The organism is Pseudomonas sp. URMO17WK12:I7, from assembly GCF_003269045.1.
Lineage (GTDB): Bacteria > Pseudomonadota > Gammaproteobacteria > Pseudomonadales > Pseudomonadaceae > Aquipseudomonas > Aquipseudomonas putida_J.
In genome coordinates this window covers 155,568-171,841 of sequence record NZ_QLTL01000001.1, presented here as the reverse complement: position 1 = coordinate 171,841, position 16,274 = coordinate 155,568, and the positions used below count along the sequence as shown (strand labels likewise).

Below are 16,274 nucleotides of genomic sequence, written 5' to 3'. Positions count from 1 at the left end.
TCAGTCGCCTCCGAAGCAGACCAGGCGGTCGGCAGTTTGCGCGGCTTCATGCAACTGGCCGAGGCCAGACAGCGCCCACGGCTTGGGCAGGTTCACTGCCGGGCGCTGGTAGCGGGTGGCTTCGGCTTCGTCGAGCACACCACGGCGCAGCGCGGCGGCGATGCACACCACCGCATCGAGCCGGTTGATGTCGATGAATGCACGCCACTGGGCGGCGATGTCTTGTTCATCCTGGGGGGCGACCACGTTGGCCGAAGCGCTGTGCACCCCGTCTTGATAGAAGAACAGCCGGGCAATCTCATGCCCGCCAGCCAGCACCGCCTCGGCGAAGCGCAAGGCGCGGCGCGAGGAGGGCGCGTGGGCCGGGGAAAAAACCGCGATAGCGAATTTCATGGATAACTCGTGCAAAGGAATGCCGCCATGATAAAGCAAAAAAGCCCGACCCCGCTTGTACCTGGCGGGTCGAGCTTCCTGTACCTGAGGCTAATGCTATCCCTGTGGGAGCTGGCTTGTCGTGGCGACGAACCGCTGCGATAGGCCGCGCAGCAGCCCCCTGGCCTTAACAGAAGGGCACAAGACTCAAGCCTGTTCCTTTCTCTCCGGCAGGAACCAGTTCAACACCAGGGCGCAGATACCACCGGTAGCCACACCCGATTCCAGCACATTGCGGATTGCAGCCGGCATGTGCGCGAGGAACTCCGGCACCTGTGCCACACCCAGGCCCAACGCCAGCGATACGGCGATGATCAGCAGGGCACGGCGGTCCAGGCGGGTACTGGCCAGAATGTTGATGCCCGACGCGGCAACCGCACCGAACATGACCATGGCCGCGCCACCCAGCACCGGCTCAGGCACTGCCTGAATCACACCGGCCACGCTCGGGAACAGGCCCAGCAGCACCAGCATCACGGCAATCCAGATGCCGATGTGGCGGCTGGCAATCCCGGTCAGCTGAATCACGCCGTTGTTCTGGGCGAAGATCGAACTTGGGAAGGTGTTGAACAGGCCAGCCAGCAGCGAGTTGGCACCGTTGACCAACACGCCGCCCTTGATGCGCGACATCCACAGCGGGCCTTCGACCGGCTGGCGCGAGACCTTGCTGGTGGCGGTGACGTCACCAATGGCTTCCAGCGAAGTCACCAGGTAGATGACCAGCATCGGGATGAACAGCGCCCACGAGAAACCCAGGCCGAAGTGCAGCGGCGTTGGTACCTGAAACAGTGCGGCCTCGTGCATACCGGTGAAGTCCAGGCGGCCGAGGTAGCCAGCCAGGGCATAGCCGACCGCCAGGGCAATGACGATCGCGCAGCTGCGCATCCACACTACCGGGATGCGGTTGAGGATCACGATCACCGCCAGCACAGCGCCCGACAGCAGCAGGTTTTCGCCGTTGGCAAAGGTGCCATTGGCCATGGCGCCGAAGCCTCCACCCATGCTGATCAGGCCGACCTTGATCAGGGTCAGGCCGATCATCAGCACGACGATACCGGTCACCAGCGGGGTGATCAGGCGTTTGACGAAGGGCAAGATGCGCGACACGCCCATCTCGACAAAGGAGCCGGCAATCACCACACCGAAGATCGCCGCCATCACGCTTTCGACCGGCGTGCCTTGCTTGACCATCAGCGCACCGCCGGCAATCAGCGGCCCGACGAAGTTGAAGCTGGTGCCCTGGACGATCAACAGCCCGGCACCGAACGGGCCGAAGCGCTTGCACTGGACGAAGGTGGCGATACCGGAGATCACCAGCGACATGGAGACGATGAGGTTGGTATCGCGAGCCGAAACGCCCAGCGCCTGGCAGATGAGCAGGCCAGGGGTGACGATCGGCACAATGATCGCCAGCAGGTGCTGCAGGGCTGCCAGCAGGCCGATCAACAGCCGTGGCTTGTCCTCGAGGCCAAGTACCAGTTCGTTGGCAGGCGCCGCCGCGCCTGGGCTGTGTTCGTGTGAGCTCATCGGTGAAGCTGCCCCGGAAGAAAAAAGGAGCGCATTCTACGGGCAGAAGTGCGATTGCGGTAGGGGAATGCACGATGGCGGCATGATCGGCGACCATTTGCATGGTTTTCTGACTTTTAGGTCAGCGTTTGTGAGGTCGGCGGGGTGGGTTTGGGTTTTGTGGTGGGGCGTAAATCGAGCGCCGCCCGCGCGGCGCATCGCGGATGAATCCGCTCCTACATTTGGTTGCAACGTGCCAAACCTGTAATGCCATCTTCGCCTGCCTTGGCGCATGTCTTGAGCCCTACAAACAAGGCTGACAACCATGGCCTCACAGGCATGGCCACGTTGCAACAACTGTAGGAGCGGATTCATCCGCGATGCGCCGCGCGGGCTGCGCTCGATCTCACAGGCGCCAAACCTCTCAAGGCCAGCACCTCGCACCCCACCCCATTTCCATCACGTAAAAAAAAGCCCGCCGAAGCGGGCTTTCTCAAGCAGCAATCAATCAGTCATCACGACCCATGATGCCAAACAGCTGCAGCAAGCTGATGAACAGGTTGTAGATCGACACATACAGGCTGATGGTCGCCATGATGTAGTTACGCTCACCCCCATGAATGATCGCGCTGGTCTGGAACAGAATGCAGACCGACGAGAACAGCACGAAGCCAGCGCTAATTGCCAGTTGCAGGCCGCTGATCTGGAAGAAGAAGCTGGCAACCACCGCGCCCAGCAGCACAAAGAAGCCAGCGGTGATGAAGCCGCTGAGGAAGCTCATGTCCTTGCGGGTGATCAGCACATAGGCCGACAGACCACCGAACACCAGCGCGGTCATGGCAAACGCCGAACTGACCACTTCGGCGCCACCGGCCATGCCCAGGTAGCGGTTGAGGATCGGGCCGAGAATGAAGCCCATGAAGCCGGTGAGGGCAAAGGTGGACACCAGGCCCCAAACCGAATCACGCAGTTTGGCGGTGAGGAAGAACAGACCGTAGAAGCCGATCAGCACGACGAACACGTTCGGGTAACCGACACGCATCTGCTGTGCGACGAAGGCCATGACACCGCTGAAGGCGAGGGTAAGTGCCAGCAGGCTGTACGTGTTGCGCAGGACCTTGCTGACCTCCTGCTGCTCGGCCTGCTGGCCGTGGTGTACGGCATAATCCTGTTCGCGCATGGCGACACTCCTTATGGATCCGTGGTTTGAGACGTTCAGATGCAAGCAGTCTAACAGAGCCTCCGCAACCCGCGACACAGAGAGTTTGACAGCGTGTTTCATTACGGTATTATGGCGGCCGCAAAACGAGCTGGAAGCGTGGCCGAGTGGTTTAAGGCAACGGTCTTGAAAACCGTCGATGGGCAACTATCCTAGAGTTCGAATCTCTACGCTTCCGCCATATTCAAAGCCCTGATTATTCAGGGCTTTTTGCGTTTTTTGGGCATAGAAAAACGACCCGTGGGAACACCCTTGGGAATGGTTTATTTTGCCAGCGCTGACAATACTTTCCTTATTTAGTGGGTTTCGCCAAGGCTCCAACTCGACGATAAACCCGCTCGGTAATGTCCCCCTTGGTATGGCCGAGTAGCAGGCTGGCGTGGTCGACATCGGTGATTTCCGAGGCCGCTTTAGGGCGAATGTCGCGGAACTGGAATTGGCTGATACGGCCGGCCAGGGCCTGGTCACCTGCGGCAACTGCTTCCTTCACTGCGTCCTCCCTGGCATCGTCCCAGCGATGGCGAAGCATCGCGGCCGTGACCCGTTTGCCTGCATCGGTCAGGATGAGATATGGGGAGCCGTGACCAGAGTTGCGCTCCAGAATCTTCCTGATCAGCTTGCCCAGCCCGCTCTCCACACCATCCACTTCAAGCATGATGCGCAGCTTCTTGTGGGTCTTCTTCTGTTTCACGCCGAGGGCCTTGTCCTCGATGTCGTCCCGCCTCATCACCAGCACGTCCGCCGGACGCTGGCCCGTCAAATACGCCAAGTCCATGGCAACCTTCAGTTCATCCACCGCTTTTGCATAGACGGCCTTCCAGATTGCATCGTTCGCGTAGAAGTCGCGGGGTACTTCCTTGTTCTTGCGCACGCCCTGGCACGGGTTCTCTCGGCTTGTCAGCCCCCATTCCCGAGCGATGTTGAAGACGTGGGAGAGGGTTGCGATCTCCCGGTTGGCCCTGACCTTTGCGCTTCGGGCGTCTCGGTATTGGGCAACCTGTGCCGGCGTGACGCCGTCGATGGGCGCTTTCTCGAAGTACGTCCGCAACTGACGAATCTCGGCCAGGTTGTCTTTCTGGGTGCGCGGCGCCTTCTTCGGGATGATGTCGCGCTCGTACCGGTCGAAGATCGCACCCATGGTCACTAGGTCCTTCGGTTTTTCCTTCGCCTCCAGCTCGGCCCACTTAAGCCGGGCCAAGCTCAAGTCGGTGCCCAGCGGTATTGGCTTGCCTGACTTGTCCAAGTAGAAATAGCTGACCCATTCCTTGCCCGGGTTCTTCTTGCTCTTGCTGGTGCGCTTGCGCCGGTACATTCCCGGCGGCAAATCCCTGTTTTCAGTCTTCCTAGGGCGCATATCACCTTACCTTCGATACATCGGGTGTCCACGCGGGGACGTTTGGAGGCGGCGGTGGCGCTAAGGGCATCACTTCGAGGGTGACGCCAAGCTTCATGCGGGCGTACTGGCGACCCACCAGGGGGCGGCCGCCGCGGCTCTCGACGAAGTGCCAGTCGCGCTCGTTGAGCCAGCGGCGCTGCCAGCCCCTGGCCTTGTAACCGGTCAGGTCGGCCAGCTCTTCGTCCGAAAGAATCTCGGTTTCCATGAATGGTCTCCACGCCGCCGGCGGCGGCAATAGCTCTCCATGCCCGCGCATGTCGGCGGGCTTGAGTAGTTGGGGGAGGGGTTACTTCTTCTTGAGATCTGCTTTGCGCTTGCGCTCGGCCCGGACGAACTCTTTGGACATGCTGGCAAGTCCGCCAACCACGTCCTCTGGCATTAGAGCGTTGTTGCAGTGAGGGCATAGAGGCGCCATGGTCGTGCTGCGCCATGCGTCGTCCATTGCCTTTGCAGCTCGACTGCGGAGCTGGAATTTCTCAGCCTGGGCCAGTTCTTCGGCTCGACGGTTGAGCTTGCTAACCGCTGCGCCGTAATGCTCGACCAGGTAGATGAACGCATCGAACGCCTCTACCTCGGTCTCGCAATCGCTGCACCAGACGCGCCGCTCCTTCTCGTCGTAGACCATCTTCCGGTGTCGGCACGAGGAGCGCGGTCGGCGTGTTAGCCCCCGGGCGACCCTGATGTCTTCGATCTGCACGACTTTGACGCCGAACGACCATTCTTGCGGATCAATCGGTGCGTCACTCATCGCGGCCCCCTGTAGATCAGGTAGGCCATATAGGCGAGGGGAAGGATCACGGTCATGAGATCAACTCCTTCGGCACCTGGACGGTATCGCCGAGCTTGTAGTGGACGAAGCCGCGGCAGAACGCGACCAGAGCTGTGGGGCCGTAGCACCAAACGCCCGCGCCTTCCGGCCCACCGCTGTAGCAGATGTCATCGGCCAGGCCTGGGCAGTGCTGGGCGCTGCCGCGATGTCTGTCGATTAACTGGCCGCCTTGTGCCCAGTAGGTGGATGGGCGGTAACCGAAGCCCTCAGCTGCGCCCCGGATGCTGATGCTGGTAGGGATACCGTCGCGGTGCCACACAGTTGTCCGGCAATCCGGGTCCATGGTGAAGCCCGCGGCTATGGCCACAGCCCAGTCCAGCGGCGCACCGATCAGCCTGGCTGTCTTAACTTCGATCAGGTCGGTCATCGTTGCACCGCCTGCCAGAAAGGCCCTTTGTTGGTCACCAGCCCCTTCCGCTTCAGGCGTTGGCACGCCTTGCTGATCTCCTCGCGAGACTCTCGGATCGCGCCGCGCATGGCGTGGGCGGTTGAGCCTTCGATGCCAAGCAAGTGGCCCAGAACTCGCTCGTCTGTCCCGCCGTCGAGCATCCCCTGGCCATACTTGGCCGCCACTGTTGCCACTGCCAGGCGCAGAGCACTCATCCGCCCGCTGGGTTCGTCTGCATGCGACACCTCACTCTGTTTGAAGCCGACATACGGCGCATGCGCTGTGGCGCGAGCGAGGTGGTGCAAGCAGCAGATGTCCATCCTGAGCTTTGCGATGATGAGCATCGTCTGCCGGTCATCCTGCATCGGCAGCCATACCTCGCGGCCTGTCTCGGGGTCGTCGTAGTAGAAGGCGTCACTGCCGCGCCGGTACTCCAGATCGAAGCCCATGGCCTTGGCCGACAGCTTGATGATGTCGTCTTCTGTCACAGCTCATACCTCTCATCAATCCAGCGCCCAGGCGCCAGAGCGGGTGTAGGTTCGGGTTGGGTTTCGTGCGGGGAGAGCTGGCGCTGGCTGTCGTGCTGCACGTCGATGACGTTCTCGATTGCGCTGGCGCCGGTGGCCAGCAGCAGGAGGCAGAGGGCGAGGCGGGTCATGGCTTGAACTCGACTGCCGGGGTGACCTGACGGGCGTAATCGAGCACGCTATGCGACCAGTCTTCGCCTACGCCGTCGTCGAAGGCGAACAGCATGCCGCCGAGGGCGCGGCGCAGATTGCGGATCTCTTCGACCATCGCGACCACGACAGCAGGACGAGCTTCCCGGTAGTGGGCCTCTGCATGGACGTGCGGCTCGCCGATCCCGTAGAACTGCACGCCCAAGGCCACGCCGTCGTAGTTCAGGTAGTCGGCCGTCAGCTCGACGGAGCCTTCACCGCCACACCCAGGGCATTCCATCCAGCCTTCTTCGGCCCCGCCGACTTGGGCGCTGACGAAGTCTTGCGGCGTTGCATCCTTGGCCGCTGCCTCGATCGCGTCGAGGTCCAACTCAATTTTCTCGGACACAGGTATTCCTTGGCCGCCATATCGCGGCAGTGAATAGAGGGGAGAGGGGTTACAGCAGGGAGGAGTACAAATGTGCTCCGTGGCGGCCTAGCCTTGTGCGCGCATGAATGCAGCCATGTCGCCCATCTGCTCGACGATGAAGCGCTCTTCATCAGCTGCGGCAGCGATGAGCTTTTCCTTGTGTTTCTGGCAGAGCAGGCAATCGACTTCGGACCAGTCGCCTGATAGCTCGCTGGCCTCACCTAGCCAGGTTCCGCAAGGTGCCTGCTCAATGTCTTCCAAGTCGGTGAATGGTGCGAAGTGTGTCTTCACGTTGCCTCCGGCTCTGCGCTGGCGGACAGGAATGTTTCGAGGTGGCGTCGCACGCGCAGTACGTGATCGCTATCGGAGAAGCCACCGGTTGCAACTTCGAGGAAATCGCGTAGCAGCGCATCCCGTTCGGCAAGCTTGTCGCTCAGCTCCTCGATGACGGCCAGGTTTTTGATGCCGTGGGTGCGCGAATAGAAGCGGTCCAGCTTGGCGCTTAGGTCGTCGCGCTCCTCCCGCATATGGCCCAGCTCTACGCGAAGGCGAGCGGCCTCTCCGACATCGTTCATCGGTCCTAAGCCAACGATCGGCAGCCCAGTCTCCGCCGCATCCCTCTCTGCCTCTTCTTTGGTCCACCAGAAGGCAGTACCAACCATCCAGGCTATAGGCTCGGGGTTGGGCTGGGGGGCTGCCGGGGCAGTGAGCTTGCGCAGCTCGGCGGGCAGGCTGGCCCAGGACCCGGCCGCAATCGCGCCTGTGCCGTTTGCCAGCAGGTCCTCGATGGCCGCTGCGGCCTGGCTGATCAGTTCGGTGTTGCTGGATCGGTTTTCTGTGGGCATGGGGATCTCGCTGGCACTAAGGCCGAGGCTCGGCTATTGGTTAAACGTTGAAGATCAACGTGCAGACCGTGAGGGGCATGACATGACGCAGGTGAAGGGGCCCGGGGACGATACTCATCCATGGCCATTCGCGAGGGAAACGGACTACACCCCATGGCCAATTTCTAAGGCCTTAGGTCCGGCTGTCCTCAGTGATTTAATTGGTAGCAAATGCAGACTGGTCCATTTAAGCGACCGCGTCACAGAAGATATCGTGCCAGGTAGGATTACGATTCTTGTGGATGATAAGGACAGGATTATCGAGATCTACAAGGACCCGAGCCTTCCAACTAAGTGACCGGCTCAATATCCAGGTTTGAGTCACGCCGCAGCTAGCAACGCCTCGATCACTCGCTGACCAGCAAGAGGCGGCACCGCGTTGCCCGCCATGTGCATGGTCAGCCTGTGGTTGTCCGGGCGCAGTGTGTCGGCTGGGAATGACATCGCTGCCAGGGCCTCGCTGGCGCTGAGCATCCGCATCCGGTCGCCGTCGACCAGGGCCCAGCGATCAAGAGTTGTGATGGTGCCGATCGGCCGGTTGATGTCGCGGCCGGTGGTGCCAGAGCCCTTGCCGTAGTAGGGCATGATGAACCGGTCTCCGAACCGCTTGCGCCCGTTGTGCACTCGGTCGAGCGTGGCCTGGGCCCGGCCCGGCTTCTCGATGGGCGACCATCGACCGGCGTCGAAGTCTAGGAAGCTGCTGGCCGGCACGTGCTCGCATTGCTGCAACTGCAGCTGAATCGGCGCTTTACTCTTGGTGCAGATCAGGAACAGGCGCACCCGGTGCTGCGGTACGCCCAGGTCGGCACAATCGACAATGTGCGGCGCGACCTGGTAGCCCAGGCGCTGCATCGCATCCACCCAGCTGGGGTACAGCACCCAGTTCACAAACTCGGGTACGTTTTCGACCACCCAAGCATCCTGGTCCAGCACTTCAGCAGCAGAGGGCACGGCCCAGGCTGTAGAGCGCGATGCGTCATGCTCGGGGTTTCCGCTTTTCTTGCCCCGGGCGTTGGTGAAGCCTTGGCAGCATGGTGAGGCGATGCCGATATCTGAGCGCGGGACCTTGGCCCAATTGGCTTGCTGCAGGTCCTGGCAGACGTGCTCGGTTTCCTTGTGGTTCGCTGCGTGCCACTTCACGGCCTCAGGCCAGTGGTTTGCCGCCCAGAGAACCCGGGCGCCTGCGGCGCGCGCGCCGGTGCTCCATCCGCCGAGGCCGGCGAACAGGTCGATTGCTGTGGTCATCTTGTGCCCTGTGCTAGTTCAGTAAGGTGGTATTGCTGGTCAGGGGTTGAAAGCCATATAAGATCGATATAAGCTCCTGATAACCCCAGATTAAGGCGCTGTCTGGGGCTATTTTTTGGCGCCGATTTTTTTGGGGGGGGGGATGGATATGGAAGAAAAGGTTTCGGCTCGGGAGTTCGAGGAGCAGGTTTTTGATCGCGAGGGGATCCGGGTGATTCTGCGCTGCGCGCCTGACACTTTGGTGCCTGCGTACCCTTACGAGCGTAGGATTCAGGCTAGCGCTACACTCAATGACCTTAAGGAAAACCGTCTTTCGAAGACGCTTGGGGCTGAGGTTCCCTACTCTCTCGTACTTGGGGATGGCAACAGCAACCCTCACGGCAATATGAAGGCGAGTAATGCTCGGGGGCGTTATCTCGACTAAGGCTTGGATAAGTATTTTCTAGCGCCCTTTGGGGCGCTTTTTTTTGACCACCATGAGTCATATGAAGAGACTCAGCTGTTGTTCCGGGTTTGGGTCAAGCAGGGCCATGGCTTTTTTTTGCTCATACTCAATACGCGCCTTGGCGATAGCCAGGTAACCCGGGTCTAGCTCGCATCCGATGAACTGGAAGCCCTCGCGCATGGCTGCTTTGCCAGTGCTGCCGCTGCCCATGAACGGATCCAGGACGATGCCGCCGATCGGCGTGACCAGGCGGAGCAGGTAGGCCATCAGGTCGGTCGGCTTTACCGTTGGGTGGTGGTTGCCGTTGCGGGCAGACCAGTCGGCGCCCTCGACCTGGCGCATGGTGGCGTTGGTGCTGACGGCTTTCTGGTCGCCAATGGGCAGGCCTTCGTTGCGGTCCTTGCGGTTGGTTTTTGCACAGTAGAAAAACCTGGCTGCGCTTCCGGCGTCGGCGTGGAAGGCGCCGGCCACGCGTTCGCGCATGCCGGAGTACTTCACCGGCCCGCTGAAACCGTTGGCCGTTGGCTCGGACCCCTTGACCGGCGCACTCGCACCGGCCTCGGCAGGGAAGAGCGCCACTACCTCGGCACTTCCATCGTGGATTAGGTTGGCTGGCCAGCGGCCGGACGCCGCCGACCCTCCGCCCTGGCGCATGTCGGTAGCGCCGCGACTCTCGATCGATCGAGTGCCGCCGTGCCCACGATCACCGGAGCAGTTGCGGGCGTAAGCGGCGTCGGTCGCCCCGATGCGGCAGGCATCTATGTGGATCGCTCCGGTGCCGTGTTCAAGAACGTTCGTCGCCACGGTGCCGATTAGTGGCTTGCGCGCCACGGTGACGGGCTCAAGCGCCGGTTTAAGCGCGGTGCCCCAGCCATCATGCTCCCCGGTCAAATTGTGCGACTTGGGGAAGCCTGAGCCATAAACCCAGGCGATCATGTCGCGAATCTCGAAGCCAGCGTCCTCGATTCGGACAGCCATTCGATGCTGGGTTCGGGTACCGGCGAACGCCAGCAGGTGGCCACCAGGCTTGAGCACTCGCAGGCATTCCACCCAGATATCAACGCTGGGCACGTCATAGTCCCAGCGTTTGCCCATGAAGCTCAGGCCGTAGGGAGGGTCGGTGACAATGCTATCGATCGAGTTTTCGGGCATGGCTCGCATCGCCTCGATACAGTCGCCAAGGTGAAGCGTGTACGTCATGGCAGGCTCCAGGCTTGCAGGCGCCGCCCTCGCCGGGGAGGCGTTATCGTTGAATAGGGGAAGGCGCTGGCGGGCAGCGCTTGGAAAAAACCCAAGAGGAAGCGGCATTACGTGTCGCTCAGGATGAAGCGACATACCGGGACGCAACCTCTTGGAGAACCGCAAAAAATGAACAAGCTGAAAGAGCTCAACCTGGTCGTATTACTGGTGCTGAACCTGCTGCATCTCACGAACGAACTAGCGCAAATGGCCTTGCATTGCGGTTTGTGCTGAGGCGCTGGCGGGCAGCGCCGGAGGGTCAGGTAGCTTGGCGTGGGTTGGATAAATTCAACTTCCAACCTGCACCGCACCGTTGAGCACGTCGAAGGTTTCGTACACTACCAAGCCGCCCTCAGTTGCCGCGCCTTTGTTGTCGATTACGTAGGCCCCGGCCTTGAAGTAAAACGGCAGTTTTTTCCACGTCGAGCTCACTGCTGAAACGCTGCGCAGCTCGTCGAGAGAAACACTCAGCTCCCCGAGCTCGTCGACCTGCACGCTGTAGTCGAAGGTCTGGCCCAGCGGGACCGCTTTTTCAATCAGCGTTCGAGCGTTCCCGAGCGGCACATTGCGCGACTCGATTCGCACCGATCCGCTCCACCAGGTCACCATGAGGAATGGGTTAGGCGAGTTGACCGCATGAATCTGTCCGATGATGACCTTGCCGCTTGATGGTACGGCTTCAACTCGTACCCGGCCTGCCATGGAGTGCTTTGCGCTCCCCGGCACCCAGTTGAACGATGCAGAGGAGCCAGGCAGCGTCTGTCGGCCCTCGGTGCGCGGGTACTTGGAGCTTCCAGTGGTGCGGTCTTGGACTGAACACCAGTAGTTGGTGTGCCCGTTCTGGTCCATCCAGAGCCGATCTGCTGGCGCCTCGTCTGGATACAGATAGACCTTGCCGTTAGCGGTGATGTTGCCGAAGGTCTTCATGGCTTTCTCCATGCATGCGCCGCCCTCCGTGGCCGGATGCGGCATGGTGGCAATTTGGTTTGGGATGGGGTATTACGGGTGACCGGCATGGAGCCGGGATAGGAAAAGAAGATGAAAAAGAGCGATTTTGAGTACAACGCCGACCTATTTCGTGGAGAGATCGCATCGGCTGACTTCGCTGCCAAATTGGCAAAGGGAAAGCTGCTCGACATGTTTCGGCATTGGCGTGAACTGGGCAGTATTTACCTAGACGGTGCAGTGCTGACGTTGCCGGACTCGGGCGAGAGCCGCCTAGATGGGGAGGTCATGGGCAAGAAGTTCTCAGTCCAGTGCCAAGGAGATTGGAGAACTGGTTTCGGCATGGTTGAGGCTGTTGTCTGCACCAAGTCTTTGGTTACAGATGAGCCAATTGAGGTTGCCCGATTCTTGGTTAGTCAGAACGGCGCAATTCTATCTCCAACCGGCGAACAGCTTGTCACCCAAGATCATCCCCAGGTTAGCTATCTGACCTTCGTCTCCATTATCAGACGTGTACTCAACGCTTCTTCTTGATTTTTAGAAGCTGGCAAGAAGACTTCATCCCCAGGATCCTGCTGAATCATCAGCAGGCTCTTCCGGTCGAAGGCCAGGGCCAGGCGCGGCGATATGCTGATCTCATGCCGCGGTGGGGTGAGAAACTTCGCCGCGTGCAGCCTGCCCAGTGCGTGGATACCGTGAATCAGCGCCTCGATCATCTGGCTGTAGGTTGCGTTAGCCCAGCCGCAGATGGCGCGCAGGTGTTGGCCGGTTCGCTTCCTGGCTGACAGTCGCAGCGGCTCAGTCCGCGCCACATCTCGGTGAGCTTCGATTTCGTGGCGCGCGATCCGGAACAGTGCGTGATGCCCGAGCGCCTCGATGTGATGAATCATCAGCGTCATCGCTTCGCCCTGTTCCTCGATCCCGGCCCACTCCATCAGCTCCAGCAGGGCCTGTTTAGTCCCTAGTCGAACCTTCAAGCGCAGGTCTTCTTCCTGCAGGCGTTCGGCCTTCTCGCGGCGCCGATCGTCACGCTGCTTCTGCGTCAGAGCCATCATCGCCTCCATTGCGCACGAACGCGGTGCCCGGGGCGTACTCGAGCAGGTCGCACACCCGGTTGATGATCTTGAGCGCTGCGTCGAACACCTTGGCGTCGTCCGGCTCACGGGCCAGGCGCTTCATGTTCGGCTGGTGCTCCAGGCAGACCTTGTCGACCAGGCGACGGGCCAGCCTGCGTAGGTGGTCGGCGCTGTCGTGAAAGCGCAGGCTCAGCGCGAAAGCCATGGCCACATCATCAGGCCGGTATTGGCCACCGCTGCGGGTGATGTACAGCTTCTTCACCGGACGATTCATCCAGGCGGGCAGGGTCACTACTCCAGAGGGTGCTTTCTGCATTTCGGTGCTCCGTGAGGCCGCTGGGCGGCAGGTGGAACTGTTCTTGCCGCCGGCGCTGGCGGACCAGGTTGTTGATGCGCTTCATTTCCTGACGCGCACCCGCGGGAAGTTGATGTCGTTGCGCTCGATGATGTTCACCAGCGTTCCGTAATTCAGGCCCAACTGCTCGGCTACCTGGGCCCGGTGCAGGCCGGTGTCGCGCAGGGCGCAGATTTGCTGGACCACCTTCAGCTCCTCGATCCGTTTCAGGTTTCGCTGGATCATGCGCTGGACATCTCGCTTACTGTTGGCCGACTTCTTCCGCTCTGCGCGCCGGAACACGAAGTTACCTTCCCGCGAGGCCCGGAATAGGGCCTGCTTGGAAATGCCAGTAGCCTCATGAACCTGCTGGCACGTCATGGTCTTGGCCATCTCGGCCACCTGGTCGGCGCGGGCTTTCATTTTTTCCTTGCGGGGCGATGGCGCGGCCTTTTTGGCAGGCGCCTTGGTAGCCGGCGCCGGCTGCACTTCAGGCCCTTTGCGGGGCGGCAATGGCCGGTAGGTGAATCCCTCCAGCACAACCAGCTGGCCGCCAGACGCGAAGAAGGCCGCTTTGGCGGCCTCCAGGTCGATGGATTGGTTCATGCCTACCTCACTTGATGCGGATCGAGCTCTCGCCGCGCTCCAGGTGTGCCCAGGCCGGCTCGGGGATCAGTTCGTGCTCGCAGTCTTCGCCCGCGGCGACGCGCTTGCGGACGGCTTCGTTGTGCTCGCGCAAGGCTTTGAGCTTGGCGGCGATGGCGTTCTTGTCCGGCGCAATCTTGGTCACCACCGACGTCAGCTCATCCGGTACTGCCTGCTCGTTGTCGACGATCACCTTTTCCTTGCCGGTGACCAGGCTGATGGTGAAGAGGGGACGTTTGATCGATTTGATGTTGGCCGCATCCATGTTCCGACGCAGGTAGTCGGTAATCGCCGTGACGCTGTTGGCCTTGATGCGTTTGAGCTCGTTCAGGCGGTCAATCTCGGCGTCGATGGCGCCGATATCACCCTCGATGTTCCGACGCAGCATCACGATGTTGTCGGCCTTCACCTCGAACTCGCCCTGGATGCCGGCCATGGTGTCCTGAATTGCTTGTTTCAGGCCTTCGTCGTCGGTGTCGCACATGGCGGCTAGTTCGGCCATTTGGCCGGTGAGTGCGTAGAGCTGGGTCATGCTGCTGCCTCCTGAGGTTTGCCCGACTCAAGGTTCTTCAGCTCGAGCGAGATGCGCGCGGCGCCTTTCTCGTCCTTGCGGCCGATGAGCTTGCGCACGGCGTGGTCGTGGATCTTCTTGCGCTCATGCGGCGTGACGGCCTTCTGCATGGTCGTGATCGTGTCCTTGATAAAGTCCAGGCGCTCCTGCTGCTGCCGGTCGATCTCAGCCTGCCGGTCCTCGGCCTGCTCGATAGCCTGCTCGGCCTGAAGCTGCTGGACGTAGTTCACGTCGTCGAACATGCCCAGGAACACGTCGGCGCTGAAGCCCAGCATGGACAGGGCCTTCTTGATGGCGTCGGTCAGCGACTTCTTCGGAGCCTCGCCGTCGGTGGTCATGCCGTAGTTCGTCTTGTACTGGTAACGCGTGCAGCCGTACTGCTCAATCTCGCCGCGCTGGCCGTCCTGCATGAACCAGAGACAGATCTTGACGGTGTGGCCGATCTCGCGACCGATGCAGGTGCGCTTGTCGCCTTCACCGGCGTAGATCTCGTGGCCGTCATCGAAACGCTCTTCGATTATCTTCCAGCCCCAGCCGATGCCGACCGGGCCAAACAGCTCTGTGGCCTTCATGACCATGGCGGTGCCGTTCAGGCTGGTGATCTGCTGGCCGCCGACCTTGGCGTCCTTGGTGAATCGGGTGTCGGTCGTCTGGACCTTCTCCCAGATGCTCATGTTGGTAGTGGACATTGATACACCTCGCGCCGGGCCGGCGCCGTCAGTTGGAATAGGGGAAATGCCAGGTCACGCCCGTGATGTAGGCCAGACGCCCTGGCTGCCGGTGATGGTTGCGCGCTCTTGCCGGCTTACGCTCCCTTGCGGGCACGGTTATCCACGAAGGGCCCGCCGCACTCGGGGTGTTGCGTCAGGAGGTAATGCAGCCTGCCCAGGCGCTTGCGAGCATCCAGGCAGTGCAGAAGAAGAGGGTGATAAAGGAGCCGCGCCAGGTGGCGAAGCGGCGGGCGCGTTGGGAGCCAGTCACGTCCGGACCTCATAGGCCAGCGTGCACATACCGCAAAGGTAAGCACGGCCAGACCAGGCAGCCGGGTTCTCGATGTGAGCCAGGCGCGCCTGATTCATGGCGTCCGCCATTGTCAGGCCCTTGAACACCAGCAGGATGCGGTCGTCGGGCACGGCCTGGGCGACCTCGGCTACCTGGTCATCGATGATCGACGGGAAAAGCGGCGTAGTCATGCAACCTCCTTGCGCCCGTCAACGATCTTGTTGAGGCGCCCGCAGTAGTGGTTGAACTCATCGATGGTGATGCGCTGATCGGCCATCATTTCGGTGAGCTGCTTCTGGATCATCACGGACCAGCTGACCGGGGTTGATGGGTCGGCCAGGGCATCTAGTTCGTTGTCGAGCAGGACGTGCGGGCTCATGGCTCATTGGCCTGATCGGCGTCGTGCTGAACGCCTTGCTCGGCATAGCCTTCGAGCATCGACTCGGCGATCTCGAAGAGCTTTCCGCCGACGTGGTCGCTAGGGCCGAGGATGTCAGGGACTATGCTCTTCACCGGGCCACCGGCCTGCGCCTGGAGCAGGAGAAGGGCCAGGGCGTTGAGATCGTCCTTCTCAGCTTCTTGCAGAGCGCGGAGATGCTCGGCCAGCTTGGCTACGAACTGGTCCTGGCGGACGCCAACCGGTCCGCCAAAGCGCTGCGGGATCAGAACATCGCAGCCGCCGACCAGCTCCTCGGCCTTACTCTCGATCCAGTTTTGCGCCGCTTCCTGATACGCCGAGTCGTCTTCCGGCTCAGCATGGTCGTACCGCCATTGTGCTGCTCGAAGTGCGCCCATGGCGTCCTCCTGGTGGTTGTGCAACCGCATTGGCCAGGAGCCAGGCGCGGGTGACCAAACCCACCGTGAAAGGTGGCCTGGCGCCTGCCAATGCGGTCGATGTGAAGGGAAGGGGTGTTGATCTAGGTATTGCGGGGGTTGACGCTAAGTGCGCGGGGCCGGCGGTGGGGTCTTAGCCCGAGCCGCCGGCAAATAGAATTGCTACTCGACGATGCAGATCCAGCGGTGGTTTTTCCG

The 16,274-nt window shown here is 61.2% G+C and carries 24 protein-coding genes and 1 tRNA gene; 2 read left to right on the top strand and 23 right to left on the bottom strand.

Annotated features, from left to right (window positions below):
• From tusD to H040_RS00965, 3 genes are all read right to left on the bottom strand, one after another.
• Nucleotides 1–393, bottom strand: coding sequence for a sulfurtransferase complex subunit TusD (tusD, locus tag H040_RS00975; RefSeq protein WP_027919752.1), 393 nt, complete (start codon nt 391–393; stop codon nt 1–3).
• 186 nt (nt 394–579) lie between these two features.
• On the bottom strand, nt 580–1,959 hold the full coding sequence (locus H040_RS00970) for a nucleobase:cation symporter-2 family protein (protein WP_027919753.1): 1,380 nt from the start codon (nt 1,957–1,959) through the stop codon (nt 580–582).
• 487 nt (nt 1,960–2,446) lie between these two features.
• The gene (locus H040_RS00965) at nt 2,447–3,118 is read right to left on the bottom strand and encodes a Bax inhibitor-1/YccA family protein (protein WP_027919754.1); all 672 of its coding nucleotides are present in this window, start codon (nt 3,116–3,118) and stop codon (nt 2,447–2,449) included.
• A gap of 132 nt (nt 3,119–3,250) precedes the next feature.
• Here H040_RS00965 and H040_RS00960 point away from each other — a divergent pair.
• Nucleotides 3,251–3,338, top strand: a tRNA-Ser gene (locus H040_RS00960).
• Between the two features lie 111 nt (nt 3,339–3,449).
• On the opposite strand, the gene H040_RS00955 is transcribed toward H040_RS00960, so the two are convergent.
• The 12 genes from H040_RS00955 to H040_RS00895 form a co-directional block, all read right to left on the bottom strand.
• The gene (locus H040_RS00955; RefSeq protein ID WP_027919755.1) at nt 3,450–4,511 is read right to left on the bottom strand and encodes a tyrosine-type recombinase/integrase; all 1,062 of its coding nucleotides are present in this window, start codon (nt 4,509–4,511) and stop codon (nt 3,450–3,452) included.
• Nucleotide 4,512: 1 nt separating this feature from the next.
• Nucleotides 4,513–4,758, bottom strand: coding sequence for a DUF4224 domain-containing protein (locus tag H040_RS00950; protein ID WP_027919756.1), 246 nt, complete (start codon nt 4,756–4,758; stop codon nt 4,513–4,515).
• Nucleotides 4,759–4,839: 81 nt separating this feature from the next.
• Nucleotides 4,840–5,301, bottom strand: a complete 462-nt coding sequence (locus tag H040_RS00945) for a hypothetical protein (RefSeq protein WP_027919757.1) — start codon at nt 5,299–5,301, stop codon at nt 4,840–4,842.
• A gap of 52 nt (nt 5,302–5,353) precedes the next feature.
• Nucleotides 5,354–5,749 (bottom strand): phage protein NinX family protein, encoded by a 396-nt coding sequence (locus H040_RS00940; RefSeq protein ID WP_027919758.1) that lies wholly within the window; start codon nt 5,747–5,749, stop codon nt 5,354–5,356.
• On the bottom strand, nt 5,746–6,258 hold the full coding sequence (locus tag H040_RS00935) for a hypothetical protein (RefSeq protein ID WP_050437236.1): 513 nt from the start codon (nt 6,256–6,258) through the stop codon (nt 5,746–5,748). Before H040_RS00935 ends, H040_RS00940 begins: the two co-directional genes overlap by 4 nt.
• Complete coding sequence (locus H040_RS27425) at nt 6,255–6,428, bottom strand: hypothetical protein (RefSeq protein WP_177326712.1); 174 nt, start codon at nt 6,426–6,428, stop codon at nt 6,255–6,257. Before H040_RS27425 ends, H040_RS00935 begins: the two co-directional genes overlap by 4 nt.
• Nucleotides 6,425–6,835: a hypothetical protein gene (locus H040_RS00930; RefSeq protein WP_027919759.1), complete on the bottom strand. Its 411-nt coding sequence runs from the start codon at nt 6,833–6,835 to the stop codon at nt 6,425–6,427. The genes H040_RS27425 and H040_RS00930 overlap by 4 nt, the downstream gene beginning before the upstream one ends.
• A gap of 87 nt (nt 6,836–6,922) precedes the next feature.
• The gene (locus H040_RS00925) at nt 6,923–7,147 is read right to left on the bottom strand and encodes a hypothetical protein (protein WP_027919760.1); all 225 of its coding nucleotides are present in this window, start codon (nt 7,145–7,147) and stop codon (nt 6,923–6,925) included.
• Entirely contained in the window at nt 7,144–7,701 is a 558-nt protein-coding gene (locus H040_RS00920) for a hypothetical protein (protein WP_050437237.1), read from the bottom strand. Before H040_RS00920 ends, H040_RS00925 begins: the two co-directional genes overlap by 4 nt.
• Nucleotides 7,702–8,061: 360 nt before the next feature.
• Entirely contained in the window at nt 8,062–8,985 is a 924-nt protein-coding gene (locus tag H040_RS00910) for a DNA cytosine methyltransferase (protein WP_027919762.1), read from the bottom strand.
• 481 nt (nt 8,986–9,466) lie between these two features.
• Nucleotides 9,467–10,630: a DNA-methyltransferase gene (locus H040_RS00900; RefSeq protein WP_027919763.1), complete on the bottom strand. Its 1,164-nt coding sequence runs from the start codon at nt 10,628–10,630 to the stop codon at nt 9,467–9,469.
• Between the two features lie 327 nt (nt 10,631–10,957).
• Nucleotides 10,958–11,596 (bottom strand): polysaccharide lyase family 7 protein, encoded by a 639-nt coding sequence (locus H040_RS00895; RefSeq protein WP_027919764.1) that lies wholly within the window; start codon nt 11,594–11,596, stop codon nt 10,958–10,960.
• 111 nt (nt 11,597–11,707) lie between these two features.
• Here H040_RS00895 and H040_RS27200 point away from each other — a divergent pair, with 111 nt between their 5' ends.
• On the top strand, nt 11,708–12,148 hold the full coding sequence (locus H040_RS27200) for a hypothetical protein (RefSeq protein WP_027919765.1): 441 nt from the start codon (nt 11,708–11,710) through the stop codon (nt 12,146–12,148).
• On the opposite strand, the gene H040_RS00890 is transcribed toward H040_RS27200, so the two are convergent.
• From H040_RS00890 to H040_RS00855, 8 genes are all read right to left on the bottom strand, one after another.
• Nucleotides 12,097–12,666, bottom strand: a complete 570-nt coding sequence (locus H040_RS00890; RefSeq protein ID WP_050437239.1) for a hypothetical protein — start codon at nt 12,664–12,666, stop codon at nt 12,097–12,099. The genes H040_RS27200 and H040_RS00890 overlap by 52 nt on opposite strands.
• On the bottom strand, nt 12,641–13,006 hold the full coding sequence (locus H040_RS00885) for a DUF7740 domain-containing protein (RefSeq protein WP_027919766.1): 366 nt from the start codon (nt 13,004–13,006) through the stop codon (nt 12,641–12,643). The genes H040_RS00890 and H040_RS00885 overlap by 26 nt, the downstream gene beginning before the upstream one ends.
• A gap of 81 nt (nt 13,007–13,087) precedes the next feature.
• Complete coding sequence (locus H040_RS00880) at nt 13,088–13,630, bottom strand: hypothetical protein (RefSeq protein ID WP_027919767.1); 543 nt, start codon at nt 13,628–13,630, stop codon at nt 13,088–13,090.
• Between the two features lie 7 nt (nt 13,631–13,637).
• Nucleotides 13,638–14,201 carry a siphovirus Gp157 family protein gene (locus tag H040_RS00875; RefSeq protein ID WP_027919768.1) on the bottom strand — a complete coding sequence of 188 codons (564 nt, stop codon included), beginning with the start codon at nt 14,199–14,201 and terminating at the stop codon, nt 13,638–13,640.
• Nucleotides 14,198–14,929, bottom strand: coding sequence for a hypothetical protein (locus tag H040_RS00870; protein ID WP_027919769.1), 732 nt, complete (start codon nt 14,927–14,929; stop codon nt 14,198–14,200). The genes H040_RS00875 and H040_RS00870 overlap by 4 nt, the downstream gene beginning before the upstream one ends.
• A 288-nt stretch (nt 14,930–15,217) precedes the next feature.
• Complete coding sequence (locus H040_RS00865; RefSeq protein WP_027919770.1) at nt 15,218–15,433, bottom strand: hypothetical protein; 216 nt, start codon at nt 15,431–15,433, stop codon at nt 15,218–15,220.
• A complete protein-coding gene (locus H040_RS00860) occupies nt 15,430–15,621 on the bottom strand; it encodes a hypothetical protein (protein ID WP_027919771.1) in 192 nt (63 codons plus the stop codon). The genes H040_RS00865 and H040_RS00860 overlap by 4 nt, the downstream gene beginning before the upstream one ends.
• On the bottom strand, nt 15,618–16,037 hold the full coding sequence (locus H040_RS00855; RefSeq protein ID WP_027919772.1) for a hypothetical protein: 420 nt from the start codon (nt 16,035–16,037) through the stop codon (nt 15,618–15,620). Before H040_RS00855 ends, H040_RS00860 begins: the two co-directional genes overlap by 4 nt.
• Nucleotides 16,038–16,274 lie beyond the last annotated feature (237 nt).